The 26294-nt window shown below is 65.6% G+C and carries 29 protein-coding genes and 1 pseudogene; 15 read left to right on the top strand and 15 right to left on the bottom strand.

The genetic code is table 11. The features are described from left to right. The 5 genes from ACK41V_RS19175 to ACK41V_RS19155 all read left to right on the top strand — a co-directional run. Window positions 1-1160 (top strand): PDDEXK nuclease domain-containing protein (locus ACK41V_RS19175; RefSeq protein ID WP_409784654.1); only part of this gene is annotated, 1160 nt, incomplete at its 5' end. Then, window positions 1150-2274, top strand: coding sequence for a YbdK family carboxylate-amine ligase (locus tag ACK41V_RS19170; protein WP_409784652.1), 1125 nt, complete (start codon window positions 1150-1152; stop codon window positions 2272-2274). The genes ACK41V_RS19175 and ACK41V_RS19170, both read left to right, overlap by 11 nt. A gap of 157 nt (window positions 2275-2431) precedes the next feature. Then, window positions 2432-3415 (top strand): thiamine-phosphate kinase, encoded by a 984-nt coding sequence (gene thiL / locus ACK41V_RS19165; protein ID WP_409784651.1) that lies wholly within the window; start codon window positions 2432-2434, stop codon window positions 3413-3415. 129 nt (window positions 3416-3544) lie between these two features. Then, entirely contained in the window at window positions 3545-3748 is a 204-nt protein-coding gene (locus ACK41V_RS19160) for a DUF2892 domain-containing protein (protein ID WP_409784650.1), read from the top strand. Between the two features lie 8 nt (window positions 3749-3756). Next, complete coding sequence (locus tag ACK41V_RS19155; protein WP_409784648.1) at window positions 3757-4293, top strand: RNA polymerase sigma factor; 537 nt, start codon at window positions 3757-3759, stop codon at window positions 4291-4293. 21 nt (window positions 4294-4314) lie between these two features. Here the strand turns inward: ACK41V_RS19155 and ACK41V_RS19150 are convergent, their stop codons facing one another. Next, complete coding sequence (locus ACK41V_RS19150; RefSeq protein ID WP_409784646.1) at window positions 4315-5283, bottom strand: tripartite tricarboxylate transporter substrate binding protein; 969 nt, start codon at window positions 5281-5283, stop codon at window positions 4315-4317. Window positions 5284-5343: 60 nt separating this feature from the next. Next, a complete protein-coding gene (locus ACK41V_RS19145; RefSeq protein WP_409784645.1) occupies window positions 5344-6285 on the bottom strand; it encodes a pyridoxal-phosphate dependent enzyme in 942 nt (313 codons plus the stop codon). 322 nt (window positions 6286-6607) lie between these two features. Between ACK41V_RS19145 and ACK41V_RS19140 the strand changes: the two genes are divergently transcribed. After that, window positions 6608-7522 (top strand): LysR family transcriptional regulator, encoded by a 915-nt coding sequence (locus tag ACK41V_RS19140; protein WP_409784643.1) that lies wholly within the window; start codon window positions 6608-6610, stop codon window positions 7520-7522. Between the two features lie 38 nt (window positions 7523-7560). Here ACK41V_RS19140 and ACK41V_RS19135 read toward each other — a convergent pair whose 3' ends face one another. Then, window positions 7561-8766: an Acg family FMN-binding oxidoreductase gene (locus ACK41V_RS19135; RefSeq protein ID WP_409784641.1), complete on the bottom strand. Its 1206-nt coding sequence runs from the start codon at window positions 8764-8766 to the stop codon at window positions 7561-7563. Between the two features lie 39 nt (window positions 8767-8805). Beyond that, window positions 8806-9855 (bottom strand): NAD-dependent epimerase/dehydratase family protein, encoded by a 1050-nt coding sequence (locus tag ACK41V_RS19130; protein ID WP_409784639.1) that lies wholly within the window; start codon window positions 9853-9855, stop codon window positions 8806-8808. Window positions 9856-9998: 143 nt separating this feature from the next. Here ACK41V_RS19130 and ACK41V_RS19125 point away from each other — a divergent pair, with 143 nt between their 5' ends. Beyond that, entirely contained in the window at window positions 9999-10883 is an 885-nt protein-coding gene (locus tag ACK41V_RS19125; protein WP_409784637.1) for a LysR family transcriptional regulator, read from the top strand. 44 nt (window positions 10884-10927) lie between these two features. On the opposite strand, the gene ACK41V_RS19120 is transcribed toward ACK41V_RS19125, so the two are convergent. Together ACK41V_RS19120 and ACK41V_RS19115 are read right to left on the bottom strand one after the other, a co-directional pair. Continuing rightward, window positions 10928-11398 (bottom strand): hypothetical protein, encoded by a 471-nt coding sequence (locus tag ACK41V_RS19120; RefSeq protein ID WP_409784636.1) that lies wholly within the window; start codon window positions 11396-11398, stop codon window positions 10928-10930. A 17-nt stretch (window positions 11399-11415) separates the two neighbouring features. After that, window positions 11416-12114, bottom strand: coding sequence for a hypothetical protein (locus ACK41V_RS19115; RefSeq protein WP_409784635.1), 699 nt, complete (start codon window positions 12112-12114; stop codon window positions 11416-11418). Window positions 12115-12384: 270 nt separating this feature from the next. Here ACK41V_RS19115 and ACK41V_RS19110 point away from each other — a divergent pair, with 270 nt between their 5' ends. The 6 genes from ACK41V_RS19110 to ACK41V_RS19085 all read left to right on the top strand — a co-directional run bounded on the left by ACK41V_RS19110 (window position 12385) and on the right by ACK41V_RS19085 (window position 17258). Continuing rightward, entirely contained in the window at window positions 12385-14046 is a 1662-nt protein-coding gene (locus tag ACK41V_RS19110; protein ID WP_409784634.1) for a DUF4139 domain-containing protein, read from the top strand. A 181-nt stretch (window positions 14047-14227) separates the two neighbouring features. Continuing rightward, a complete protein-coding gene (locus tag ACK41V_RS19105; RefSeq protein ID WP_409784633.1) occupies window positions 14228-14743 on the top strand; it encodes a phosphatidylglycerophosphatase A in 516 nt (171 codons plus the stop codon). Beyond that, a complete protein-coding gene (locus tag ACK41V_RS19100) occupies window positions 14743-15270 on the top strand; it encodes a CinA family protein (protein WP_409784631.1) in 528 nt (175 codons plus the stop codon). Before ACK41V_RS19105 ends, ACK41V_RS19100 begins: the two co-directional genes overlap by 1 nt. Before the next feature lie 231 nt (window positions 15271-15501). Beyond that, the gene (locus tag ACK41V_RS19095) at window positions 15502-16407 is read left to right on the top strand and encodes an alpha/beta fold hydrolase (protein WP_409784629.1); all 906 of its coding nucleotides are present in this window, start codon (window positions 15502-15504) and stop codon (window positions 16405-16407) included. A gap of 40 nt (window positions 16408-16447) precedes the next feature. Then, a complete protein-coding gene (locus ACK41V_RS19090) occupies window positions 16448-16936 on the top strand; it encodes a nuclear transport factor 2 family protein (protein WP_409784627.1) in 489 nt (162 codons plus the stop codon). Window positions 16937-17027: 91 nt separating this feature from the next. Further along, window positions 17028-17258 (top strand): hypothetical protein, encoded by a 231-nt coding sequence (locus ACK41V_RS19085; protein ID WP_409784625.1) that lies wholly within the window; start codon window positions 17028-17030, stop codon window positions 17256-17258. Between the two features lie 187 nt (window positions 17259-17445). Here ACK41V_RS19085 and ACK41V_RS19080 read toward each other — a convergent pair whose 3' ends face one another. From ACK41V_RS19080 to ACK41V_RS19065, 4 genes are all read right to left on the bottom strand, one after another. Beyond that, window positions 17446-17742, bottom strand: coding sequence for a hypothetical protein (locus ACK41V_RS19080; RefSeq protein WP_409784623.1), 297 nt, complete (start codon window positions 17740-17742; stop codon window positions 17446-17448). A 186-nt stretch (window positions 17743-17928) separates the two neighbouring features. After that, the gene (locus tag ACK41V_RS19075) at window positions 17929-18381 is read right to left on the bottom strand and encodes a hypothetical protein (protein WP_409784622.1); all 453 of its coding nucleotides are present in this window, start codon (window positions 18379-18381) and stop codon (window positions 17929-17931) included. Window positions 18382-18818: 437 nt separating this feature from the next. Continuing rightward, window positions 18819-20369: a SulP family inorganic anion transporter gene (locus ACK41V_RS19070; protein WP_409784620.1), complete on the bottom strand. Its 1551-nt coding sequence runs from the start codon at window positions 20367-20369 to the stop codon at window positions 18819-18821. Window positions 20370-20827: 458 nt separating this feature from the next. After that, window positions 20828-21685, bottom strand: coding sequence for a UPF0149 family protein (locus ACK41V_RS19065; RefSeq protein WP_409784619.1), 858 nt, complete (start codon window positions 21683-21685; stop codon window positions 20828-20830). 220 nt (window positions 21686-21905) lie between these two features. On the opposite strand from ACK41V_RS19065, the gene ACK41V_RS19060 reads away from it, so the two are divergent. Together ACK41V_RS19060 and ACK41V_RS19055 are read left to right on the top strand one after the other, a co-directional pair. After that, complete coding sequence (locus tag ACK41V_RS19060; RefSeq protein WP_409784618.1) at window positions 21906-23648, top strand: FMN-binding glutamate synthase family protein; 1743 nt, start codon at window positions 21906-21908, stop codon at window positions 23646-23648. Beyond that, window positions 23645-24457 carry a hypothetical protein gene (locus tag ACK41V_RS19055; protein WP_409784617.1) on the top strand — a complete coding sequence of 271 codons (813 nt, stop codon included), beginning with the start codon at window positions 23645-23647 and terminating at the stop codon, window positions 24455-24457. The genes ACK41V_RS19060 and ACK41V_RS19055 overlap by 4 nt, the downstream gene beginning before the upstream one ends. Window positions 24458-24577: 120 nt before the next feature. Here ACK41V_RS19055 and ACK41V_RS19050 read toward each other — a convergent pair whose 3' ends face one another. The 5 genes and pseudogenes from ACK41V_RS19050 to ACK41V_RS19030 all read right to left on the bottom strand — a co-directional run. Beyond that, window positions 24578-24748: a hypothetical protein gene (locus ACK41V_RS19050; RefSeq protein WP_409784616.1), complete on the bottom strand. Its 171-nt coding sequence runs from the start codon at window positions 24746-24748 to the stop codon at window positions 24578-24580. Window positions 24749-25056: 308 nt separating this feature from the next. Next, the gene (locus tag ACK41V_RS19045) at window positions 25057-25371 is read right to left on the bottom strand and encodes a CcdB family protein (RefSeq protein WP_409784614.1); all 315 of its coding nucleotides are present in this window, start codon (window positions 25369-25371) and stop codon (window positions 25057-25059) included. A 3-nt stretch (window positions 25372-25374) separates the two neighbouring features. Continuing rightward, window positions 25375-25638, bottom strand: a complete 264-nt coding sequence (locus ACK41V_RS19040; RefSeq protein WP_409784613.1) for a type II toxin-antitoxin system CcdA family antitoxin — start codon at window positions 25636-25638, stop codon at window positions 25375-25377. Between the two features lie 30 nt (window positions 25639-25668). Further along, window positions 25669-26127, bottom strand: a complete 459-nt coding sequence (locus tag ACK41V_RS19035; RefSeq protein ID WP_409784611.1) for a putative toxin-antitoxin system toxin component, PIN family — start codon at window positions 26125-26127, stop codon at window positions 25669-25671. Further along, window positions 26117-26294, bottom strand: a pseudogene (locus ACK41V_RS19030) (class I SAM-dependent RNA methyltransferase); the annotation flags it as partial. The gene ACK41V_RS19035 and the pseudogene ACK41V_RS19030, both read right to left, overlap by 11 nt.

Here is a 26294-nt window from a genome sequence, read left to right as displayed (position 1 = left end):
TGCAGTCCGAGTTGGTTCAGCAAAGCCTGAAAGACCCTTATGTGTTCGACTTTCTGACCCTCAGCGCCCAGGCGGTTGAGCGCGACATCGAGAACCAGCTGGTGGCGCAGATCACCCGGTTTCTGCTGGAGCTGGGCATTGCCATCGTGCTGTTTGAATGCGGCGGTCGCATTCCGTTGCGCTGGTTCCGCCACAACCCCATGGTGCTGGTGCAAAGCATTGCCGAGTCGGTGCTGACGTACTTTGCGGTGTATTGGGTGCTGGTGTGGCTGAACCTGCCCACACAGGTGGCAGGAGCGCTGGCCCTGGTGGCTCTGGCGGCCTCACCTGCAGTTCTGACCCGCGTGGTGGCCGACACCCGCGCTGCGGGCCCGGTGACCGAGCGAGCCATTGTGCTCACGACCCTGTCGACGTTGTATGCCTTGACCCTGGGCAGCGCCAAAGCCGAATTGATCAACCGCCAGAGCGTGACGCTGATGGAAACCGTGTACCCCGTGGTGGTGGTGCTGGGCGTGTCCATTGTGGTGGCGGCGGTGCTGGCCCTGGTGCTGCGCATGGCGCTGCGCTTCATGAGCCCCACCAGCGAAAACACCTCGATGCTGTTTCTGGCGCTGGTGGCTGCGGGCACGGCCGTGGCGGCCCACATGGGCGGTTCTGCGCCGCTGGCCGCGCTGCTGGGTGGCATGCTGCTCAAGCAGCTCAACCCCCGCCCCTGGGCGTGGCCACGGCAGCTGGGCAATGCGTCGTCGCTGCTCACCATGCTGATGTTTGTGCTGGTTTCTACCGTCGCAGCGCAGGCCGACTGGAGTGCCCCCGTGGCAGGCGTGGTGCTGGCCCTGATTGTCGTGCGCCTCATTGCCAAGGCCACCGGTGTGGCGCTGGGCAACGTGGGCAGCGGCGCCAGCTGGAAGCAGGCGCTGTGGGTGGGCTGTGCGATGACGCCGATGTCCTCCATCGCACTGTTGATTGCCTCCCAGTTCGTGTTGGCATCGCCGTCTACCGGCCATGTGATTGCCGGTGTGGCTCTGCCCGCCATTTTGTTGATGGAAGTGCTGGGAGCCGTGATTGCCACCGTGGCCATTTACCGTGCGGGCGAAAGCTCCAAACCCTGGGCGCCCCTGACCCGTGCCAACAACGGAGAAAACAGCCGTGAGTCTTGAAGCCTTCTCTCATTCCGAACCCCTGACGCTGGGCGTCGAGCTGGAGCTGCAGCTCGTCAACACCAACGACTACGACCTGGCCCCCTACGCCGACGACATGCTGCGCCTCATGGCGAAAACCCCGCTGCCCGGCAGCGTGGTGCCCGAAATGACGAACAGCATGATCGAGATCTCCACCGACATCTGCCACTCTGCCAGCGAAGTGCTGGGCCAGCTCACACCGATCCGCGACGCGCTCGTCAAAAGCGCTGACAAGCTCAACATCGCGGTGGTGGGCGGTGGCACGCACCCCTTTCAGCAGTGGCACGAGCGGCGCATCTACGACAAACCACGCTTTCAGGAGCTGTCGCAGCTGTACGGCTACCTGAGCAAGCAGTTCACCATCTTTGGCCAGCACGTGCACATCGGCTGCCCCGACGCAGATTCGGCGCTGCTCATGCTGCACCGCATGTCGCGCTACATCCCGCATTTCATTGCGCTGTCGGCCTCCAGCCCGTACGTGCAGGGCCATGACACCGCGTTTGACTCTGCCCGGCTGAACTCGGTGTTTGCGTTCCCGCTGTCTGGCCGCGCGCCGTTTGCCCTGACGTGGAACGACTTCACGACCTACTTTGACAAGATGACACGCACCGGCGTGGTCAAAAGCATGAAGGACTTTTACTGGGACATCCGCCCCAAGCCCGAGTTCGGCACCATCGAGATCCGCGTGTTCGACACCCCGTTGACCATCGAGCGTGCTGCCGCGTTGGCGGGCTTCGTGCAGTCGCTGGGTGCCTGGTTTCTGGCCGACCAGCCCTTCATGCCCGAAGAGGACGACTACCTTGTATACACCTACAACCGCTTCCAGGCCTGCCGCTTTGGCATGGACGCTGTGTATGTAGACCCCGCCACCGGCGACCACATGCCGCTGCGCGAACACATCCTGCGCACCATGGACAAGATTGCAGGCCACGCCGCCGTGCAAGGCGCCTCCAGTGCCATGCACATGCTGCGCACCGAGGTCGAAGCGGGCCACAACGATGCCCGGTGGTTGCGCGATCGCCAACGCGAAGAGCAGTTGCTGGCCGAAGTCAGCCGCCAGGCGGCGCAGCGCTTTCGCGGAACGCGCACTTAAAAACGTACTTGAAATGCGCTGAAGAGCGCGTTTCAAGCAACGCCAGCCGCCGCGACTGCTGCGTGTGAACGCGATGTGGCCGCGGGAGCACCAACCACTGGTTCCTGGGTAAAAATTCGGGCTCATCGACGACCGCCCACGACCGAAGGACCACCCCATGGGGGAATTTGACCTGATCGCCCGCTACTTCACCCGCCCGGTGCGCCCCGATGGCGCGGCCGTGCTGGGCGTGGGCGACGACTGCGCACTGCTGGCGCCCGCGCCGGGCATGCAGCTGGCGGTGTCCAGCGACATGCTGGTGGAAGGCCGCCACTTCTTTGCCGACGTGGACCCGGAAGCGCTGGGCCACAAGGCGTTGGCGGTGAACCTGTCGGACCTGGCGGCCTGCGGTGCGCGCCCGCTGGCTTTCACCCTGGCGTTGTCGCTGCCGCGCGTTGATGAACCCTGGCTCGCAGGCTTCTCGCGCGGGATGTGGGCGCTGGCCGACGCGCACGGCTGCGAACTGGTGGGCGGCGACACCACGCAGGGCCCGCTCAACGTCTGCATCACCGTGTTGGGCGAAGTGCCTGCAGGCCAGGCCCTGCTGCGCAGCGGTGCTCGCCCCGGCGATGACATCTACGTGAGCGGCACGCTGGGCGATGCCAGGCTGGCGCTGGAAGCCCTGCTGGGCCACATCACCCTGCGCGCCGACGTGCTGGCCCACGCGCGCCAGCGGCTGGAGCGCCCCACCCCGCGCGTGCCGCTGGGCCTTGCCCTGCGCGGTGTGGCCAGCAGTGCGATGGATGTGAGCGATGGACTGCTGGGCGATCTGTCGCACATCCTCAAGGCATCGGGCGTGGGGGCGAGCATTGACACCCACGTTACTTCCAATTTGATAGCTGCTAGCGCTTATCTATCAAGCGCTAGAGGCCAATTTGACCCAAACTTTGTTCGCCAATGCACCTTGGCCGGGGGAGACGACTACGAGCTGGCGTTCACCGCGCCCCCCGCCCGCCGCGCTGCCGTGGCCGCCGCATCAGAGGCCAGCCACACCCCCGTGACCCGCATCGGCACGGTATCGGCCGAGCCCGGGTTGCGGCTGGTGGATGCACAAGGCCAGCCGGTGGAAAACCGGTACGCCTCGTTCGACCACTTCCAGTGACGAGCCAAGACGACGGACGGAGCGCGAACTTTTTTTCGCTGGAGATGAATCCTTTGGTGGAAACGCGTGCTCTTGGTGGGTGAGGCGCCCTGTGTTGGCGCTTCGTTCACAACCCTGGAGCTATTCACCATGCTGTACCGCAAGAACATTACCCGCCCCGAAAGCCTGCTGCGCGTTGTGGGGGGCGTGGCCCTGATTGCTGCGGGTGTCTGGTGGCAAGGCATGTCGCCGCTCGGCCTGGTGCTGGCCGCATCGGGCGTGGGGAGCATCCTGAGCGGGGCGTTCGGCTACTGCCCCGCCTGCGCCATGGTGGGCCGCAAGCCGGTCGAATGACAACGCCCATGACCACCACGCCCCTCACCGTCGCCCAGCTCTTGCCCGCTGCGCGCGGCGGCGACGCAGCGGCCATGGAGCAACTGCTGCGCCTGGCCCGCCCCGACATCCGCCGCTATGCGCTGCGCCACTGCGCGGCCACAGCTGCCACCGACGATGTGGTTCAAGAGGCGCTCATCATCGTGTACCGCCGCGTGGGTGCGCTGCGCGAGGTGGCCGCGTTTGGCGGCTGGGTGGTGCGCATCGTGCAGCGGCTGTGCATGCGCCCGGTGCTGGGCTGGCTCAAGGGCGAGCCGCTGGCACAGGTGGAGGACAACCTCGCCTGGTCGCACAAACCCGACCACGAACTGCGGCACGACCTGGCCCTGGCCATTGACTCATTGCCGCCGATCTACCGCGACGCCCTGCTCATGCGCGACTTTGAGGAACTGACCATCGAGGAGATGAGCGAGCGCCTGGGCGTGACGCGCGAGGCCGCCAAAAGCCGCCTGCACCGCGCGCGGGCGCTGGTGCGGGAGTACCTGGTACCGCCCCAGTCCGGTTGACCCCGGTAGCGCCCGCCAAACTTATTCCGGCTTCAGGCCGATCTTGCGCACCACCGCGCCCCAGTGGCCCACCTCGTCGCGCATGAAGGACCGCAACTCATCGCGCGTGGAACCCTTGAGGTCGATGCCCAGCGTGGTGAGGCGCTCGCGCGTGGCGGGGTGGTCCAGCGCGGCGACGGCCTCCTTGCGCAGCCGCTCAATCACGTCAATGGGGGTGGTGGCGGGCGCCACCAGGGCCCACCACTGGTTGAACTGCATGCCCGCCAGGCCTGCCTCGCGCGCGGTGGGCACCTGCGGCATGGCCGCCAGGCGTGTGGGCCCGGTGGTCATCAGCACCGAGATCTTGCCCGCCGACAGCAGCGATGCGCCGCTGGCCAGCGTGGCAAAGTGGCCCGCCACCTGCTCAGCCGCCACGTCGGTGAGCGCCGGTGCCGAGCCGCGATAGGGAATGGCGTTGACCTTGAGCCCGCTGGCACCGGCCAGCAGCTCGGACGACAGGTGGCTGATGGAGCCACTGCCGCTGTGGGCCAGCGCTACCGGCGTGGCACTGGCGCGCCCGTCCTTGAGAAACCCCTGGATATCGCCCGCCTTGTACTTGCTGCCATTGACGAACAGCAGCAACGGCGAGGTGCCGACCAGCGAGATGGGCGTGAAGTCCTTGAGCAGGTCATACGGCAGTTTGGCGGTGACGGCCGGTGCAATGGCGTGCGGCAATTCCACCAAAGCGATGGTGTAGCCATCGGGCGCCGCCTTGGCCGCGGCCTCGGTGCCGATGCGCCCGGACGCACCCGAGCGGTTGTCCACGATCACGCTCTGCCCCAGCGACTCGCCCATGCGCTGGGCGATGGCGCGGGCAATGGCATCGGTGCTGCCACCCGGCGCCCACGGCACGATCAGCCGCACCGGCTTGTCGGGGAAAGCGGCCAGGGCACTGGTGCCCACGAGGCAGGCGCAGGCCAGGAGCAGCGCGCGGCGAAACAGGAGGGTCATGGGAAGAGTCCTTGGTGAAGGCAAGACAGGGGTTGGGAGAAAGTGGGGGCAGGCGGGCGCTCAGGCGTCCCGGTCGCCCTTGGCAGTGAGCAGCAGCAGCACATGGTCTTGCGGAGCGATGCGGCCCTGCTGGCGCAACTGCGCGGCGGCGCCCACACAGGCGCCAGCGCACAGCTCCACCCACAGGCCCTGGGCGCCCAGCTGGGCCACGCCCCGAGCCGCGTCGGCATCGCCCACCACCACGGCCCCACCGCCTGAGCGCTGCACTGCGATCTGCTGCTGCAGAGTGACGGTGCTGCCCGCAATCGAGAACTGCGCGGTGCTGCCGCTGAAGTCCGCCTGGGCCGAGGCTCCGGCCAGCACCTGGCTCAGCCGGGCAAACGGCTCCACCGCCCACACGCGCGGCATGCGGGCGATGAGGCCTGCGGCCAGCAGGTCGCGCAGGCCGCTGTACACACCCCACAGCAGATCCCCGCGCGCCGTGGGCACCATCACATGGTCGGGCACGCAGCCGTCGGCCACACATTCAAGCGCCACCGCGCGGTAACCCTCCACGCCAAAAGCAGGGCTGCCCACGGCGGGCACACAGAAATTGGTCAGCGCAAAAGCCCCCTCTTCCTCGACTTGCCTGCGCACATGGGCCCAGCGGTCGAGGCCCTGGTCAAACGCTACGCGGCGGGCACCGAGCCGGTCCAGGGCGCGCGCAAACGGCTCGGGCATGTCGCGGTAGGTGGCAATCTCGCAAGGCAGCCCCGCCGCGGCGCAATACGCAGCGGCAGACACGGCCGCGTTTCCGCTGGAGGCCAGCACCACCTTGTGGGCATCTACCGCCAAGGCGCGCGTCACGGCCTGGGCCGACATGCGGTCCTTGTGCGAACCCGTGGGGTTCATGCCCTCGTGTTTGGCTGTGAGCTGCTGGATACCCAGGAGCTGCGCAAGCCGTGGCAGTGCCAGGCACGGGGTACGGCCCTCCCCCAACGTCACCCCGTGGGTATAGGGCATCCATTCACCCCATGTATAACCAGAACTGCTTGGAGCGAGCGTTCGAGGCAGCGCATGGTAGACAGCCTCGACGCTGGCTGGCGTGCCTTGTGCGGCGCACGCGGGGCACCCGGCGGGCATGTCCTGCAAGGGGTACCGCGTGCCACACAGAATGCAGCCCAGGCCAGCAAGGCGCGTGTTCTGGCGAATGCCGGACACACTTGGCGGATGGGTGCGAAACGCTTCTACCCCGAAGGAAATATCAGAACTCATGCCTACATCGTAGTCAGGCACTGACGGGAGCGGTACCATGCCGCAGCCGTTTCCATTAAGCAAAACTTATATGAAGAGCCTGCCCACACACGATGCCAAAGAGGTCAGCACCCGCCAGATCGAGGTGTTCCGCATGGTGATGCGGCTGGGCTCTGCCAACCGTGCGGCGGCAGCGCTGCATGTCAGCCAGCCCGCCGTCACGCAACTGCTGCAGCAACTGGAAACGCGCGCGCACCTCACACTGTTTGACCGGCCCAAGGGGCGCTTGGTGCCCACGCCCGAGGCGCATGCGCTGATGGAGGAAATCGAGCGCGTGTATGAAGGGCTGGAGGCCGTGCAGCGCAAGATCGTGGCGCTGCAGTCACTAGAAGACACGGTGCTGCGCATCGGCAGCCTGCACGCGATGGCTGCGAGCATCATGCCGGGGGTGCTGGCCGAGTTCCAGCGCCACTACCCGCGCACGCGCTGCCTCCTGATGGTCGACAGCTCCAAAGTGCTGCGTGAAGCGCTTTTTCAGGGCGCTGTGGACCTGGCCTTCCTTGGCGACGAGGCCGACACCAGCGGGCTCGTGTCCTCCACTTTCTATGAAATGCCTGCCGTGTGCGCCCTGCCCGCCACCCATCCACTGGCCCGCAAACCCGTTCTGGACGTGGCCGACCTGCGCGATGCGCCACTGATCGGCCTGTCGGCCACCGACCCGGCGCAGCGAAGACTGGAAAAGGCGTTTACCGACGCTGGCATCACGCCGCGTTTCGTGATCGAAACACCCTACAGCGCAACGCAGTGCGCCCTGGTGCTGGCGGGCGCAGGCCTGGCCGTCACCAACCCGCTGGTGGCCGCAGAACACGCGGCCCTGGGCCTGCGCAGCGTACCTATCGCGAACGAGGGAATCTACTTTCGGGCCCTGCTGGCTTTCAAGCCGCGCCAGGCACAGTCGCGCGCGGTGCAGGAGTTCGTCAGCCTGTGCCGAAGGCGGCTGGCCTAGGCAAACCCAAACCCAAAGCCAGCCTTCCATTCATTCACTCAGGTCAGCAACATCTTCGCCAGTGGCCTGCGCGGTGTGGCGGGCACCTCGCCCTGTGGGTAACCAATGCGGCAGAACATTTGCACGGTCGGGTCGCTGGCACTGCGCGGTGCGGGCCGCCCCAGCACCAGCTGGTGCACACGCTCGTAGTGCGGGGCCATCTCGGCAAACTCCTGCAGCGCCTGGCTCATGGGGTGCATGCCCACACCCAGCGCCGTGGCCTGCAACTGCTGGCGCACATACCGGCGGCCGGTGTGGACCTGGTCGTTGCGCGTGTTGGGCCCGGTGATCCACACAAAACCCATGGCGGTGCGGCTGTGCCCCTCAAAACGTCCCATGGCGCTTTTGTAGGCCGCGCTGCCTTCGGCGGGCGGCGCCGAGCGGTCGAACATGCCCAGCGCCGATACCGCGCGCACAAACGGCGAGTTGAGCGAGATGCCGTCGCGGTGCTGCAGGATTTCGCCCGGCCCCACGCGGGTGAGGTGGATGCTCTCCATCATGGTGCGCGGCGTGAGCAGTTCGACCTTGGCGGATTCCCAGCACAGGGTGCGCAATGCGGGCAGCTGGTCGGGGTGGACGGTGCCGCCCATGTTCAGCGGCGCACTGGCCTGGGCTCCAACCTGGGCGTTGGCCTGGGCACCTCCCAGCAACTGGGCCAGCAGCTCGGGCGCTACTGCGCGGCTGGTGTCGAAATCCGTCTTGGGCGTGCGGCGCAGCAGCACCTGGGCAAACAGCGGGTCGGGCGTACCACCCGGCTTCAACGTGATGCGGGCCACCGGGCGGTCATCCCATGCCGCCAGCGCAGACGGCAGCTCACCCTGCGGCCACAGCAACACATCGCTGGCCACACCCTGCTGGGCCAGCGCCATCACCAGCAGCTCTAAAAACGCGCCGTGCCCAATCAATATCTGACGCCCCTGCGGATCGGTGTGGGGCAGCACGCGCTCACGGTCGGTGCGCAGGGTGATGACATCCCTCTCGCGCAAGTCCACCAGCCAGGGCTGCAGGTTGTGCGGGTTGGGCGCGGTGATGGCGTAGGCCACGGCACGGCGGCGCACGTCGGTTTCGCCCACGGGCCCGTTCCATGCCTCCACGGCCTCGGCGGGATAGTGGCCGCCCACGGCACCACACCCCACCAGCGTGCTGCCCGACGCGGCGGCGATGGTGCCGCCCCCTGCCAAACGAATGAAATTGCGACGGTTCATAAAAGTGCTCCTGATGCAAAGGGAATCGATAGGGAGGGCTCAGGCCAATGCGGCGCGCGGCATGGGTAGCGCCAGCAACCCCAGGTCGGCCAGCGCGTGGCGCACGGCCTGGTCAAACGGGGTGTGAGGCTCGTCGCCGATCAGCGCGCGCAGGCGGGTGTTGTCCAGCGCATGGGGGGTGGTCCACAGGTAGCGCATGGCGGCCAGCGCAGCAAACGTGGGCGCCACCACGCCCATCAGCCGCAGCACGGGCCAGGGCAGTTGCCCCACGCGCAACGCGCCAGAGCTGGGCAACCAGCCTTGCTCTGCCGCAATGGCCGTGAAGCTGTGCAGCCACTGCTGCCCGCTGACGTGGTGCCCTGCGAAATGCAGGCATTCAAACGCGGCCAGGCGGTGCCGCTCTTGCGCGACACGCACAAACGTTCGGGCCAGATCGGGCAAATACGCCCAGGACTTCGCCACATTCAGCGGGCCCGGCCAAGTCACCCGGCCGCGGGGCAGGTCTTTGGCGATGGCCTGGTCCAGCCAGGTGCCGGTGCCGCTGCCAAAGAAGTCCCCGGCGCGCAACACAACGGCACGCATGTCGCCCGACTGCGTGGCAGCCTGTAGGCGCTGCTCCAGCTGTACGCGCACCTGGCCCTTGAAGCCTGTCGCGGCCTGGGGCGTGTCCTCGCTCAGCACCGGCGGCATGGCTTCGCCAAAGTTGTAGACGTTGCCGGGCAGCATCAGCGTGGCGCGCAACTGGCGGGTGATGGCAATGGCAGCTTCCATCAAGGCGGGGGCGTCTTCACGCCAGGCCTTGTGCGTGTAGGCGGGGTTGAGCGCGTGCACCACCACCTGGGCGCCCTGCGCCTGTGCCGCCAGCGCGGCCGTGTCGTCCACCGCCACCGGCATCCACCACACGCCGGGGATGGCGGGCAACGCCGCCCCTAGCGCCCCTTTGGCCCCGGGCCGCACCTGGGCCAGCACCTGCCAGCCCGCCTGGGCAAAGGCGCGGGTGGCGGCCAGGCCCAGCCGCCCCCGGGCGCCCAGGATCAACACGGTGGAGGGGTTGTCCGTGGACGATCGTTGCAGGGGTTGGGGGGTCATGTCAGTTCTCCATGTATCAGGGGATGGAGCGATTGTGAAAACGCAGGCGCAGTTACACAATTGCCTAACTGCTCATACCAGCAATGCAAAATTGAATACCTCTACCCACCCCGCTTTCGCCCCATTGCAGGCACGCTATCGCCATGAATCAGACCTTTGACTGGAGCCTGGTGCAGTCCTTTCTGGCGGCACTCGACCAAGGCAGCCTGCTGGGCGCGGCACGTGTGCTCAACGCCAGCCAGCCCACCATTGGCCGCCACATTGCCGAGCTGGAATCACAACTGGGCGTGGTGCTGTTCGAGCGCACCGGGCGGGGGCTGCTGCCCACCACCACAGCGCTGCGGCTGGCCGAATCGGCGCGCGCCATGGAGACCAGCGCGCACCAGCTGGCGCGCAGCGTGTCGGGCGCCGAGGCAGGCGTGAGCGGCACCGTGCGCATCACCGCCAGCCAGCCCGTGGCCTGCGTGCTGCTGCCGCCGGTGCTGGCCCGCATGCGCCAGGTGCTGCCCGAGGTGCAGGTAGAACTGGTGGCCAGCAACGAGGTCACCAACCTGCTGCGCCGCGAGGCCGACATTGCGCTGCGCATGGTGCGCCCCGACCAGGCCAGCCTGGTGGCCAAACGCATCGGTGCAGTCACGCTGGGCGCGTATGCCCACCGCGACTACCTGCGCCGCAAAGGCACGCCTAAACAGCCGCCCGACCTGTTGCAGCACGAACTGGTGGGCAACGACCGGCATGAAGAGATCCTGCAAGGCTTTGCTGCCATGGGCTACCCGGTGGAGCGCGCGCATTTCGCGTTTCGCACCGACGACCTCATGGCGTATTGGGAGGCCGTGCGCGCGGGCCTGGGCATCGGGTTTGTGAGCCATTACATGGCCCGCACCGACCCCAACGTGGTGGCGGTGCTGCCCATGCTGCCCCTGCCCGAGCTGCCCATCTGGCTGACCGTGCACCGCGAGATCCGCACCAGCCACAGGATTCGCGCGGTGTATGACTTTCTGGCGCAGGAGGTGCCGGGGGTGCTGTAGGTGCCGTAGATGCTGATGATGCTGATGATGCTGATGGTGCGGGGTTAAGGACGCTCGGGCTGCGGCTGCCCGCGCACGACAAAATGGCGCGAGAACCCCAGCGGTCGGCTCACCCCCGTGGGCTCGGACAACAGCGGCACCCTGAAGCCGGGCTCGGGCAACACCTGAACACTCCAGTCGGTATCGCCGATGAATCGAAACCGCAGGGTGTCCGGCTCGGCCGATTCGAGCAGCGAGAACGACCCCGTCGAGTACATGCCGCCGACCGTGGCAGAGTCCAGCAGGTTCAGCTGCGCGTCCAGCAAGTGGATGTGCAGAAGTTCTTCAAAGGGAACGTCGTCGGTGGTGAACAGCAGGGTGAACGACTGCCACTGCGCAGCGGCTTCGAGCACCGCCCCCGGCACTTGCTGCCCGGTGGCTTGCCCATTGCGAACAATCTCGCAGACAGGCGGGGAGCCTTCTGGAAGGCCCCGAACCTGTGTGACTGAAAGCTCTGATGCGGAAAGGATGTGCATGGTGCAACCGCTCCCGATCACCAGAAAAAGTCCACACCAAACGCGGCCAGCGCCCCGCCGACAAAAGCCCCCACCGTGACACACACCGGTGCCCCGGGGCCACAGGCTAGGCCCGCCAAAGCCCCGCCTGCCATGCCACCCCCGATGCCCGCGCCGGTCACCGCCAGCTCGCGGCGCGCGGCACCGGCCTTGTCTTCTGCATGGGCCACGGAGTACACCGAAATGGCAATCGACACCACCAGCAACCCCCGCCCCGCGCGCGACAGGTTGCGCATGGCGGCCGTGACCCTGGGGTTGGAGGCGCCAGCCGATTTCACGATCTCTGCATACACCGCGTTCTTTTGTGTGGCCGATAGGCGGTTGAAGTCTGTGGACGCGCCATGCAGCTGCTGCGTCTTGCGTGCAATCAACTCGTTGAGCGTCTTGCCCTCGCGCTTGAGCCGCTCGGCCATCGCGCGGCCCACCGGCGTGCTGCGCCCACGAATCACCTCCATGATGGCGTTGCGCGCCTCTTGCGCCTGCTGCGCGGCCTGCGCCCAGGTGATGCGGCCGCTGGTCGCCTGCCCCCGCAGCTCGTTGGCCATGGCCTGGATCTGCATCGAATACGCCTGGCGCGCTGCAGCGTCGATGGTCAGGTGCGTTCCCGCATTGGCAATTTCGAATTCCAGCGCACGGATGGCTGAATCAAAGGCGCTTTTGTCATCGTTGTCTTGCACGCAGTGGCTCCAGAAAAGAGGATGGGCTTGTGAAAGAAAGACCCGGTGGCGATGGTTGTGCCGCGCGGCACCGGTGCCCCAAAGCCTGGGAGACTGGGCGCCTGCCAAAGCGGGTCACGCCGCTGGTTTTTAAACGCATCCGGACGTGCAGGTGCGGGCAGGACCCATTTAATGGTTACAAGAAGTTGGCGCTGTCCACTCGCCGCCTGGTAGAGCCCTCGCACCACAAGGACTGCTAGCATCCCGCATCCCCGCCCCAGGAGCCGCCCTGTGACCTACCGCCCCGCCGCTTTGCGCCCTGCGCTCCCCTGCCTTGCACTGTGGCTGCTGTGCAGCATCTCCCCCGCCGCCCATGCCCAGGACACCTCCCGCATCGCCCGCGTCACCGTCTACCCCGGCAGCGCCACCGTAGAGCGCGTGGCCAAGGTGCCCGCGGGCGCGCGCAGCCTCACGCTCAGCTGCTTGCCCGCGTCGCTGGACGCACAAAGCCTGCAGATCAACGCCGACGCCGCGGTGCGCGTGGGCGAGTTCAATGTGCTGACCGAAGACCGCGACGTGGTGACGGCCTGCGCCAGCCCGCTCGATGGCCGCATCCGCGAGCTGGAAGACCAGATCGCTGGGGTGAAGGCCGAGGCATCGGCACTGCAGCTGGTGGACGGCTACCTGCGCAGCGTGGCGCACACGGGCGCGGGGGACGAGGCAACCACACCCGCTGCGGGCACCCGCGCCGCCAGCCCCACGCCAGCGCAGATCACGGCCACGGCCGAGGTGCTGCGCAAGTCCGGGCAGGACAGTTTTGCGCGCGCGCACCAGCTCAAGCGCAAACAGGAATCGCTGGAACTGGCCCTCAAGCCCCTGGTGGCCGAGCGCGACCGCGTAGCCAGCCAGCGCGCGCGGGTGGTGTCGGTCACCATCAACCTCGCCAGCGACCGCGACGCCGAACTGCGCCTGTCGTACCAGGTGCGCGGCCCGGGTTGGCAGCCCACCTACCGCGCCACGCTGGACGCCACCAAATCCACGGTGCTGCTGGAACGCCAGGCGCTGGTGGCGCAAAACAGTGGCGAGGATTGGGGCAATGTGCAACTGACCCTGTCCACAGGCCAGCCGGGGCGCGCCACACAAGGGCAGCTTCCGCGCCCCTGGTGGCTGAACGTGGCACCGCCGCCGCAGGGAGCGCTCTCGCGCGCTCCCGCAATGGCGATGGCACCAGCGCCCGCGCCAACCATCGCGACTTCCGGGGTTGCCAGTGCGGAGAACGCAGCCATGCCCGCGTTTGACGTGAGCACCCTCGACAAAGGTTTTGCCACCGAGTTCGCCGTGCCACAGCGCATCACCGTGCCCTCCAGCGGCCAGCGCGTGACATTGGCGCTGGGCAACCACACGGCCAACGCCACGCTGATCACCCGCACCTCACCCGCGCTTGAAGAGGCCGCGTACCTGGTCGCCCACATGGCCCAACCGCCCGGCGTGTGGCCTGCGGGGTCTGCCGGCCTGTACCGCGACGGCGCGTTTGTGGGCACAGGGCGCATCGACTTTGGCACGCCCAGCGCGGGCGCCCCGGCGGGCAGCACCAGCCTGTCGTTTGGCCGCGATGAGCTGGTCACCGTGCGCACCCAGGCACCGCCGGGCGTCACTGGCACCGCGGGCTTCACCGGTTCCAGCGTCGAGCGCAAGGAGCGCCGCGCCTACACCGTGGAAAACCGCCACACCACGGGCATCACACTGCAGGTACTGCACGCAGCCCCTGTATCGCGCAACGAGAAGATCGAAGTCGAATCGCGCTACCAGCCCCAACCGACTGAATTGACCTGGAACCGCAGCCCCGGCACCGTGGCCTGGCAGCAGCCGGTGGCCGCAGGGGCCACGGCGCAGTTCAGTGCCGAGCACACCATTCGCTATCCCAAGGACATTGAGCTGCTGGAACGGCAATAGATGAAACACCCCCTGAAAAGATGAAGCACCCCCTGAGGCGCTTCGCGCCTTCACCCCTCTCTCGCTGCACGGGAGGGGGACGCACCCGGTGGCCTGGCGAAGCCAGTTCCACGGGTGCACTGGCCTGGGCCGCGCCCGTTTCACAGGCCGTGAGCGGTGCAAAGCACCATTGAACGTTGATATGACTCCTAGCTCCCCATCCGCGCCCCGCCGCCCCACCGTGGCGTTCATGTTCTCCCACCCGGCCCACTTCATCGCGCTGGGTTTTGGCGCGGGGCTGTCGCGCATCGCACCGGGCACCGTGGGCACGCTGTGGGCGTGGCTGAGTTACCTGGCGCTGCAGCAATGGCTGTCGCCTCTGCACATGGGGTTGCTGATTGCAGCGAGCACCGTGGTGGGCTGGTGGGCCTGCACCACCACTGCACGCAACATGGGCGTGGCCGACCCCGGCAGCATCGTGTGGGACGAGGTGGTGGCCTTCTGGCTGGTGCTGTGGCTGGCCATGCCCATGGGCTGGTGGGGGCAGCTGGTGGCGTTTGCGCTGTTCCGCTTTTTTGATGCGGCCAAGCCCGGCCCGGTGGGCTGGGCCGACGGGCTTTTCAAGGGTTTTGGCTGGCGCGGCGGCTGGGGTATCTTGTGGGACGACTTTGTGGCAGCCTTCTGCACCTTGCTGGTCATTGCACTCTGGAGGTTTTGATGACAACCGCGTCACTATCAAAAAATGAGCTACTAGCGCTTGACCATCAAGCGCTAGATGCCAATTTGACCCAAATTTCTCTGCGGCTGCTGAAACACCGGCACCGGCTGGCCACCGCCGAGAGCTGCACCGGCGGCATGATCGCCGCCGCCTGCACCGACCTGTCCGGTGCCAGCGACTGGTTTGACCGCGGTTTTGTCACCTACTCCAACGCCGCCAAAACCGACATGCTGGGCGTGCCCGCCGCCATGATCGAGCAGGACGGCGCCGTGAGCGAGGCCGTGGCCCGCGCCATGGCCGATGGGGCACTCACCCATTCCCAGGCCAATGTCAGCCTGGCCGTGACAGGCGTGGCCGGGCCCACGGGCGGCAGCGACGCCAAACCCGTCGGCACCGTGTGGTTTGCCTGGTGTGTTGGGGGCCAAACCCACAGCGAGATGCAGCACTTTGCAGGCGACCGCGCCGCCATCCGCGCCGCCGCGGTGCGGTATTCACTGCAGCGGCTGCTGGGTTTTCTGCTGGCGTAGGGTGCCCTCGCCTACCGATCCGCATTCAAAAATATCACCTGTTCATGCGGAGCTGTCGAAGCGCAGCGCGAGGCTTCGACAGGCTCAGCCCGAACGGTTCTGATGGATCCAACGCGAATCCGTAGCAGGCGTTGTGCGCCTTCCCCCCAGCGGGTCAACACCCTGGCTGCGGGTCAGCGGATTGCAAAGAAAACGCAGCCCCACCTGTTCCCTCCAACCACCTCCCCCTCCATGACAACTGCCACCCCTTGGTTTGACGGCTTCACCACCCAGCGCATCACCACCTCGGGTGCGGAGATTTTTGTACGTACCGGCGGCACCGTAGGCGCGCCACCGCTGCTGCTGTTGCACGGTTTTCCGCAAACACACGCGCTGTGGCACCGCGTGGCGCAGCAACTGGCGCGCGACTACTTTCTGGTGCTGCCTGACCTGCGCGGCTATGGAGACTCATCCCACGCGCCCGGTCAACCCGACCACAGCAACTACAGCAAACGCGCCATGGCGCAGGACATGGCCGAGGTGATGACCGCGCTGGGCCACGACACTTTCTACCTGTGCGGCCACGACCGCGGTGGCCGCGTGGCGCATCGCCTGGCGCTGGACCACGCAACCCGCGTGCGCAAACTGTGCGTGATCGACATCGCCCCCACGCTCGACATGTACGCGCGCACCGACATGGACTTTGCGCGCGCCTATTACCACTGGTTCCACCTGATCCAGCCCGCCCCGCTGCCCGAGACCATGATCGGCGGCAACGCAGTCGCCTACCTGCACGCCAAGTTGGGCGGCTGGGGCAGCGCAGGCCTGGCCCACATCGAACCCCAGGCCCTTGCCGACTACGAGCGCTGCTTTTGCACGCCCGAAGCCATCCACACCGCCTGCGAGGACTACCGCGCCAGCGCGGGCATCGACCTGGGCCACGACCGCGCAGACCGCGCCCAAGGCGAAAAGATTGCGTGCGACACCCTGGTGATCTGGGGCGAACACGGCGTGGTGCACCGGCTGTTCGAGCCGCTCGCACTGTGGCAGGCGCAATGCGCGGGCGTGGTCACCGGCCAGGCCGTGCCCGCAGGGCATTTCATCCCAGAGCAGTTGCCCGAAGCCACGGCCAACGCGCTGCGCGACTTCATGCGCTGATTTTTGTTGTTCTTTTCAACCCCAGACCGCTGGACACACCATGCACCCCAACGCCCAAACCCTGCAGCGCTTCTACACCGCCTTCGCACAGCTCGACCACGCCACCATGGCCGCCTGCTACGCGCCTGACGCCACCTTTGACGACGAGGCCTTTTCCCTGAAGGGCCGCGACCAGATCGGTGGCATGTGGCGCATGCTGTGCACAGCGACGAAAAAGCCCGGCGCCGCCGAGCACTGGAAGCTGGAGTTCAGCGGCATCGAAGCCGACGCAGCGGGCGGCAAGGCGCACTGGGAGGCGCACTACCTCTTCAGCGCCACAGGGCGCAAGGTGCACAACATCATCGATGGCACCTTCACCTTCACACCCGACGGGCTGATCGCCACGCACCGCGACCGCTTCAACTTCTGGAGCTGGTCCCGCCAGGCACTGGGCCTGCCGGGCGTGCTGCTGGGCTGGTCGCCCTCGCTCAAGCGCAAGGTGCGCAGCACGGCGGCGGGGAATTTGAAGAGGTTTTTGGCGCAGGGGTGAGGGGTGGCGCTGCGGTGACGCAGATCGCTCAGCGCATTTGGGACTTCGGCTCTTGGGCAAAAACCGACATGGTGCGATAAGGGAGAGTCTGATGACAGCTGGGATACTGTTGCTTCTCACGCTGGGGTGCGCATGGCTATGCTTTGACGCATCTGGGCTCAAGGCGCCGTTGGGAGATGAGCACCCCAATACAAAAGAGGGCAATTCGCGCATGGTGGTTGAAGGTGTCTATGCACCATTCGGACTCGGAGTCTTGGCATGGATTTTTCTGCTGATGACAATCCTCCTGGGTGTTCTCACGGTTCGCGAGTTTCTTGCCTAAAGTTGCCTATAACAGTGTCCGCCATAAACCCTCAGCTCCCTGTGGCACAGGGCAGAATTCGGCCACTAGCAGCAGTTGACTTCTGGAGAAGCGGCCCTTCAACGTTTGCGAGAAGCCGCGCCGGAACTAGGAGGGCGAAGCGAGCAAAACAGCCCAATCTTGTGGGTGGGGGGCCTAGGCGGGAAGTTTAGGCGTCGGCACGCAGTTGCAGCAAATGGACCATGGCATCGATTCGACGGCGAGCATATGCAACCTCAAACCACAGCGCGACCACTGCCCCAACAAGAAGAGCCATAGCAACCCCTCCATACAGCGGTAGCTCCTTCCAGTAGTGGACAAGGGCTTGAACGATGACGAACGTCGTTAGGGTGACAGCTGTCGTGGCTAAACGGCTTGGAGGCTGGAGGGAGCTTCTGGCGGCTTCGTCGTGGCGCAAAGCTTTGGCAGCTAATTCAACCTCAATTTCGCTTCGCTGTCGTGTCATTGTTGAACTCCAAGTCTTCGATCAAGTTTAGTACGAGCCTACTCCACTCATGAGGTCTAACGCAATGTGGACCGCATGGCCTGCAGGGCGGAATTCGGCCACGAGTAGCGGTTGGTACGTGTGGAAGCAGACGCTCAACGCTCGATGGCAGGTACCCGCCGCAGGTAGGTCTCCTAGGCGTAGAGGCTAGCCCTCAGTTTGAAGAACAGCCTCAACAATCGCCCCCTTCGCAAGTGCCTCAATTGAGTGCGCGAAGGTACGTAGCTGCTCGTAGTTGGTGTTCAGCTCTACTGCGACCACAGACTGCGCTTCGGGCCGATCTTGACCCTCGTGCACTGGGGTCGCCAGGGTCACTCGACAGCCAACCTTCCCTATCGATCCGATGGGATAGAACCTGAGGCCAAGATGAAGCTGCTCGATGACTGCTCCTGACTTCGCCCAGTAGCCTCCCTCCAGCGAAAGTGGCGTGTCGGACGGCAAGGGATACGCAGAGGCAAGAGTCTCCCCAAATTCAAAGAGTGCTTGAGCATCGAACCATGCAGAGCCAGTTCCTGAGAATTTCCCTGATGCAACCTCGGCGAACAGCTCACCCGTTCCGTCGGAGTCAAACTCGAACCACAGACGCAGAGTACTTGGCATGGTGATGGTGCTTCACTTAATCCTGTGACATGAACTGGAGGCTGCGAGATACCAATCCGTTTGAAACAATGACCGCTTTTGGAGGGGGTGTCCATCGTCGGCTAGGGGCCAAAGCGCCCTATCAGCGGCAGGCAGCCACCCGCCTCGAACCCGCCCTCTCATCTGAACCGAGGAGCAGTGAAAAAATCAAGCCAAATTGGCCTCTAGCGCTTATCCAATAAGCGCTAGCAGCTATCAAATCAGTAGTTTTCCAACTCAAACCCGAAGCACTGTTGTACTTCTTGCCCTGCCGCAATGGCACGATCATTGCGGCAGGACATGTGGCGAACGCGGTGCACTGCGACGAGAAAGTCGGCAGGCCCAGCGCTGGGCCTGCCGGGCGTGCTGCGGGGCTGGTCGTCCTCGCTAAAACGCAGCTACGCTGCACATCAAACCACTCAACCGCCCGCCCCGCCCTGCGCACTGACCGGCGCTGCATCGCTCCCCATGCGATCAATCAGCACCGCGCTGGCTTCGTTGAGCCCCAGCACCTGCACCGTGCAGCCATGGTGGCGCAGGCGTTGCACCACCTTGTCGAGCGCAGCCACGGCAGTGATGTCCCAGAAGTGGGCGTGCGTGACGTCGATGACTACCGCGCGGCCTTCGGCGCCCAGCACGTCAAATGCTTCGATGAACGCGTCGGCCGAGGCAAAAAACACCTGGCCGGACACGCGCCAGGTGCGTTGGCCCAGGGCCGCGGCACCAGCGCCATCTGCGTGATCGGCCCTATCGCCCTCGTCGTGCACGCGCACCTCCAGCATGTGCGAGACCTTGAACGCAAAGAACACGCCGCTGAGCACCACCCCCACGGCCACACCGGCGGCCAGGTTGTGCGTGGCGATGGTCACCACCACGGTGGCCAGCATGACGGCGCTGGACAGACGCGGGTGTCGCACCAGCGCGCCGAGCGATTTCCAGTCGAAGGTGGACGCTGACACCATCACCATGATGGCCACCAGCGCAATCACGGGCACCTGCGACACCCAGGGCTTGAGCAGCACCATGAGGATGAGCAAAAACACCCCAGCAAACAGCGTGGACAGGCGCCCGCGCCCGCCGTATTTCACGTTGCCCACGGCTTGGCCGATCATTCCGCAGCCTGCGATGCCGCCAAAACAGCTGGCCGCGATGTTGGCCAGCCCCAAGCCCGCGCATTCGCGGTTTTTGTTGCTGGGGGTGTCGGTCATTTCATCGACCACGGCGGCGGTGAGCACCGATTCGAGCAGGCCCACCATGGCAATCGCCAGCGCGGGCAGCAGGATGATGCGCAGGGTGTCGAGCGACACGGGCACGGCGGGCAAGGCGAATACCGGCAACGAATCGGGCAACTGGCCCAGGTCGCCCACGGTGGGCAGATGCAGCCCCAGGGCCGATGCCAGCACCGAGAGAACCACCACGCAGATCAGCGGCGACGGGATTGCAGTGAGTGCGGGCCACGCCAGCCGCTGGCCCAGCCACGGCAAGCCGTAGATGAGTGCCAGCCCCAACGCCAGCGCGCCCCAGGTGGCCGCGCTGGCGCCATGTAGGTGCGGCAGCTGCGCGGCAAAGATCAGTATCGCCAGCGCATTGACGAAGCCGGTGCGTACCGAGCTGGACACAAACCGCATCAGCACGCCCATCTTCATCGACCCAAACGCCACCTGCACCGCGCCCGCCAGCAGCCCCGCCGCCAGCAGGTAGCCCAGCCCGTGCGACTGCACCAGCGGCGCGGCCACCAGCGCCACCGATCCCGCAGCGGCAGACACCATGGCGGGCCGCCCGCCGGTGAAGGCAATGACCACGCTGATGACAAACGAGGCAAACAGCCCCACCGATGGGTCCACCCCCGCCACGAACGAGAACGCGATGACTTCGGGGATGAGCGCAAACGTGGCCACAGCCCCGGCCAACAATTCGCGCGGAATGCTGGGCGCCCATTCGGCGCGCAGGCGGGTCAGGGTGGAGGACATACAACAAACGGGGTGGTGCGATGCAAAACAAAACGCGCCCAAAGGCGCGTGGCGGAAAAATCAAGCGCAATGGCCTGGCGAGCGACTGGGCTCAGACTCTTATTCCCATCCGTTCGGGCTGAGCCTGTCGAAGCCAGGGAGCTTTTGCGACCAGCCCTTCGACAAGCTCAGGGCGAACGGTCTGCCTGAGGCGGTAAAAAATCAAGCCAAATTGGCCTCTAGCGCTTATTCAGTAAGCGCTTATAGCTATCAAAATTGCCTGACTGGTTACATGCCTCAGTTTTGCCCCAAATCGTTCGGGCTGAGCTTGTCGAAGCCAGGGCACTTTTTGCGAACGGCCCTTCGACGGGCTCAGGGCAAACGGCCTGTCTGAGGCAGGTAAAAAATCAAGCCAAATTGGCCTCTAGCGCTTATTCAGCAAGCGCTAGCAGCTATCAATTTAGTAGTTTTTGACTGCTTCAAGCTCCGTGGCACTTCTTGTACTTCTTGCCGCTGCCGCAGTGGCAAGGGTCATTACGCCCCGGCTCCGGCGCCTTGCGCACCGTCTCCACGCGCGGGCCCATGCTCTTCCACAGCTGGCGCAGGTCATACACGGCCCAGATGGCTTCGCCAAAGGCCTCGACACGCGCCTGGCTGGTGCTGGGTGGGCCGTCTTCGTCGTACATGCAGACTTCGGGCTTGCCGGTGTCGTCTTCGGTCAGGGCGACGATGCTGTCCAGGGCGTCGTTCAGCCATTGGGCGGCCTCCTTGTCGCGCGGGGCGGCCCAGTCTTCGGGCCAGTTTTCTACGGCAAACATGAAGCCCAGCGCCCACACCTGGCCGAAGGACGGGATCTCCTGGTCGTCGCCCATTTCGGCGCGCTGCTCGTCGGTCAGGCTGGCCACGGCGCCGCGCATGTCCATGGCTTCGGGCTGGAAGGTGCGGTCGTCGTCCAGCGTCTTCACGTCGGTGTCGAGCTGGGTCACGATCTCGGCCCAGCGGCGGCTCCACAGCTCTAAAAAGCGCGCCTGCTGGGCGGTGTCGGCAAAGGCAGGCAGCTGCGGCAACGCGTCGCCTTCGGCCACATCCAGCTCGGCGCCGTCGCCCAGCAGCATGGGCAGGTATTCGGCGGGGGCGATGGGGCGGCGGCTGCAAATCAGCGCGGTCATGAAACCGTCGCAGAACTCCCACTGCGGGATTTCCTCGCCGCGCGCGCGCAGGTCGTCGAGGATGTTGTCGATCTCTTCCAGCGCCTCCGGGCCCAGCGCGGCGGCCGGGGCAGCCGTGGGGTCATCAAGTTCGTCGGGGGCGGGGGTGGGCGATGTGGGTTCGGTCATGGGAAGACTCCGGTCGTCAAGCGAGAAAGCGGGGGCGGTAAAACATTGTTTTACTTTTATGATGCGCAGGCCTTGTGCCGTGGCGCTGGCGCTGCGCCAGCACGGCGGCCCGGGGTGGGGTGCCGGGCAACAAAGAACGCCGCGCGCAACATGGCAACCCGATAGATAAAAAGGCGGTCAGTGTAGCCCTCTCGCACCGCAGACCCCAACCAGGACCCCCATGCTCCACCAACTCAACTCCCTGTACCCGGTGCGTTACACGGCCTTTGCGCTGTGCGCGTTCGGGCTGTTGCTGTCGCTGTTTGCGCTGGTGGCCTTTGGCGTGGGGCTGCCCGTGGTGCTGGTGTTCGCCGCCCTGGTGGGCGTGGGCGTGTACGACCTGCAGCAGTCGCGCCATGCCATCTTGCGCAACTACCCGGTCATCGGGCACATCCGCTTCATGCTCGAATACGTGCGGCCCGAGGTGCGCCAGTATTTCATCGAAAGCGACAGCGAGGCCGCACCGTTCTCGCGCGCGCAGCGTTCGCTGGTGTACCAGCGCGCCAAGGGCGAGCCGGACAACCGCCCGTTTGGCACACACCTGGATGTGGGCGCGCAGGGCTATGAATGGGTGAACCATTCCATGGCGCCCACGCAGTTGCCGTCGCACGACTTTCGGGTGTGGATTGGCGGCAACCCCGATGCGCCGTCGCAGTCCGTTGCGCCTTGCACCCAGCCCTACCACGCCAGCGTGTTCAACATCTCGGCCATGAGCTTTGGCGCGCTGTCGGCCAACGCCATCCTGGCGCTCAACCAGGGGGCACTCCAAGGGGGTTTTGCACACGACACGGGCGAGGGCAGCATCAGCCAGCACCACCGCGTGCATGGCGGCGATTTGATCTGGGAGATTGGCTCGGGCTACTTTGGCTGCCGCAACCCCGACGGCACGTTCAGCGAAGAGCGTTTTGCGGCCAGCGCCACCGACCCGCAGGTCAAGATGATTGAGCTGAAGCTGAGCCAGGGCGCCAAACCGGGCCACGGCGGTGTGCTGCCGGGCGCCAAGGTAACGGCCGAGATCGCCGCGGCGCGCGGCGTGCAACAGGGTGAGGCCTGCATCTCGCCCGCCAGCCACAGCGCGTTTCGCAACCCGGTGGAGATGATGCAATTCATCGCGCGGCTGCGCACACTGTCAGGCGGCAAACCCACGGGCTTCAAGTTCTGCCTGGGCCACCCGTGGGAATGGTTTGCCATCGTCAAGGCCATGCTGGTGACCGGCATCACGCCCGACTTCATCGTGGTCGACGGCGCGGAGGGTGGCACAGGCGCAGCGCCTGTCGAATTTACCGACCACGTGGGCGCGCCGCTGCAAGAGGGCCTGCTGCTGGTGCACAACACCCTGGTGGGCGTGAACCTGCGCGACCGCGTGCGCATTGGCTGCGCGGGCAAGGTCATCAGCGCCTTTGACATCGCCCGCATGATGGCGCTGGGCGCGGACTGGTGCAACGCGGGGCGTGGCTTCATGATGGCGCTGGGCTGCATCCAGGCGCAAAGCTGCCACACCGGCCACTGCCCCACGGGCGTGACGACCCAAGACCCGCTGCGCCAGCAGGCCCTGGTAGTGCCCGACAAGGCCACGCGCGTGGCGCAGTTCCACCGCAGCACGCTGCACGCGCTGCAAGAGCTGGTGCAGGCCGCCGGATTGCGCCACCCCAAGGACATCACCGCCCACCACATCGTGCGCCGCATCAGCGATACCGAGGTGCGCCTGCTGTCCAACCTGATCACGCGCATGCAACCCGGCGCATTGCTGGGCCCGCTGGACGCGCAGCACAACGTGTTCCGCCTGTACTGGCCCTTGGCCAGCGCCCACAGTTTTCAGGCCAGCGAGCCTGCGCTGGAGCCCTCGGTTCCGCACCATGTGGAGATGGTGCACGCCGCAGCCGTCGGCACCGCTGCGGCCGTGGCCGGGGACGCCGCCGTATGACGATGGACGCCACACCACACACCATCGACTACGCCGCTTTTCTGCAGCAGCAACTGGCCACCCAGCCCCACAACGTGATGGCCCACGTGCTGGGCGATGAGCAGATCTGGATCAAGCGCGCGGGCACGCCCCACGGCACGGGCCGCTACCGCGCCATGGCCGTTCTGGCCGCCCTGCTGCGGCTCCCCGTACTGCGCCCCGTGCCCAACCCCGGCGGCCCCACCGCCATTGCCACCGAAGTGCAGCGCCTGCAGGACCTGGCCGCACGCGGCATCCGCGTGCCCGTGGTGCTGGCCGCGTTGCCGAATGGTTTTGCCATGCGCCACCTGGGCCACACGGGCAAAGAGATCCATTCGCTGGGCAATGAGATTGACCACGCCGTGCAGGCGGGCGACACGGCCACCGTGCTGGCGCTGTGGCAACAAGGGCTGGATACCTTGGCCCAGGTGCACCGCCAAGGCACCTGCCTGAGCCAGGCCTTTGCTCGCAACCTGGTGCGCTGCCCCGATGGCGAAGTGGCCTGCATCGACTTTGAAGACGACCCCGCCGCCGTGCTGCCGCTGGCGGTGTGCCATGTGCGGGATGCGCTGTGCTACGCGCACTCCACAGCGATTTATCTGCATGCCAGTGGCACGCTGGGCGAGGGGCGCGAGCGCTGGGCGGCGTGGGTGGCGCAGGGGACCGTGGAGATGCGGGAGGTGTTGGTGACCAGCGTTCGGCGGATGGGGTGGATGCGGCGCTTGCCTGCGAGTCGGAAGCTTGGGCGGGATTTGCAGCGGGTGCGGGCGGCGTATGACTTGCTGGCCTGATGCGTCCAAGGTAGGTAGCAGGTAGGTCGGGTTAGCCGCAGGCGTAACCCGACAGACAGCGCAGGAACAGGAAAACGTCGGGTTACGCGGCGCTAACCCGACCTACGAGACTAAGCCGAGCTATGAGTCCTGGCGAGGGGAATAGGGCTTGTAGCTCTGCCAAGATCGCCAGTAGCGCAAGTGAAAGAATAATGCGGCGGCTGTCAAAAACACCAAGGCAACCAAGCCTGCGTGTTGCAACGCATCTTTACCAAAATTGGATCGAATTCCCATCAGCAGCAAAAAGGTCATGCCGATGAGTCCCGAGAAGACGGTTTCGGACCAGTGCGTATTCGAAGCTAGCTCTCCTAGGCAGGTGGGACAGATAGGGACCGCTTGGTTCGGAAGGAACTTACGTTCACCGGGAAGTGCCTTGGAGGTGACAAGTCTCCAACCCAGTTTGGCTCCGCAGTATGGACAGTCATGCTTCATTTCAGTCAATTCGATAAAAGACAACAGCGAAGTATGTCGAGTTAGCCCACGGTGCGTACGTAGAAACTGCCCAATGCAAACGAGCGTGAGGATGAGTTGCGCCCACCCAAGCAACGGTACCTTGCGCCTCAGTACGCACCAAACAATGCATCCAGCGCATTGGTAATCAGGCCAGCCTGCGCCCGCAGATTCGCCACGGGGTTCTTCAAAAATGACAGGGGCACGGCACCGATGGCCGCTGCGTCCAGGATGACCACAACGCCATCAACTTCGAGCGCGGGGTTGAGGTCGCGCAGCGGTATTGCCACACGCTCGGCACTGCGCAGGGGCAGCACCACCCGGGTCTGCAAGCCGCTGATGTACTCGTTTTGTACATCCAGCAAAAAGGGCGTGGTGGCACGCTGCGCAGCGTCGGGGTGTCGATAAACGTCAAAACGCGCCATCGGTCAGAAGCTCCGGTACTGGGCCAGTGGCAAACCTTCGCTCTCGATGCGCGCGTTGTAGGCAGCGATGGCCTCCTGATTGGTGCTGTTCCAGCGCTCCCAGTAGCGGCGCTGGACTTCAGCAGCCAGCAACTCGTCCACGGTCTGGGAAATGTTCATGCCCATGTCTCGCGCGGCCTCCAAAACCTTGCTATTGAGCGAAAGGTTGGTGGATTTTTTGGGGGCGTTGTCAAAACGAAGCATGGCGGCATCTCCGGCAGAAAACATGCGCAGATTTTATGCGCATGTCATTTCACCCTACAACACCACCTCCGTCGCCACATCGGCACCGAGCACCAACAACCGCTTGCGCATACAAATTACCGCCTTGTCCTTGCTCAGCAAAATCGCCCGGTGCGCCGCCGCCAGGTCAATGAACTTCTGGTCGTCCGCGTCCTTGCACACATAGACCACCTTGGGCGCGACCTCCACCAGCCCCACCTGCGCATCAAACGCGGCCAGCACTTGCGCGGCGTCCACGCGGTAGTAGTTCATGCGCTCCACGATGTGCGGGTAGGCCAGCACGCGCTCCAGTTCATCGCGCATCACTTGCGTGGCAATCCACGCCAGGCGCCCTTGGGCCAGCAGCGTGCGCAGCGGCACGGTGCGCGGGTCGCTGAAGATCAGCAGGTCGAGCGCAACGTTGGTGTCCACCACCACGGGGCGTGCAGGCTCGCGCGCTGCGGCCTCAACCGGCAGGCGCAACTCAACCTGCATCGCGTGGGTCGTTAGCGTCTGGAGCAGCCTTGGGGGCGCGGTCGCGCACGGCGCCCTTGATCATGTCGAAGCGGAACATGCGGCACTCGATGGGGCCGTTCCACATCGGCACACGGCGCGACTCCTTCAGGCGCATCTTGCCGGGCAGCTTGAGGTCGGGCGTGAGC

It is taken from the genome of Acidovorax sp., from assembly GCF_046291265.1.
Lineage (GTDB): Bacteria > Pseudomonadota > Gammaproteobacteria > Burkholderiales > Burkholderiaceae_C > Acidovorax.
Note: the sequence above shows the minus strand (reverse complement) of the source record. Positions and strands in the feature narration are given on the sequence as shown.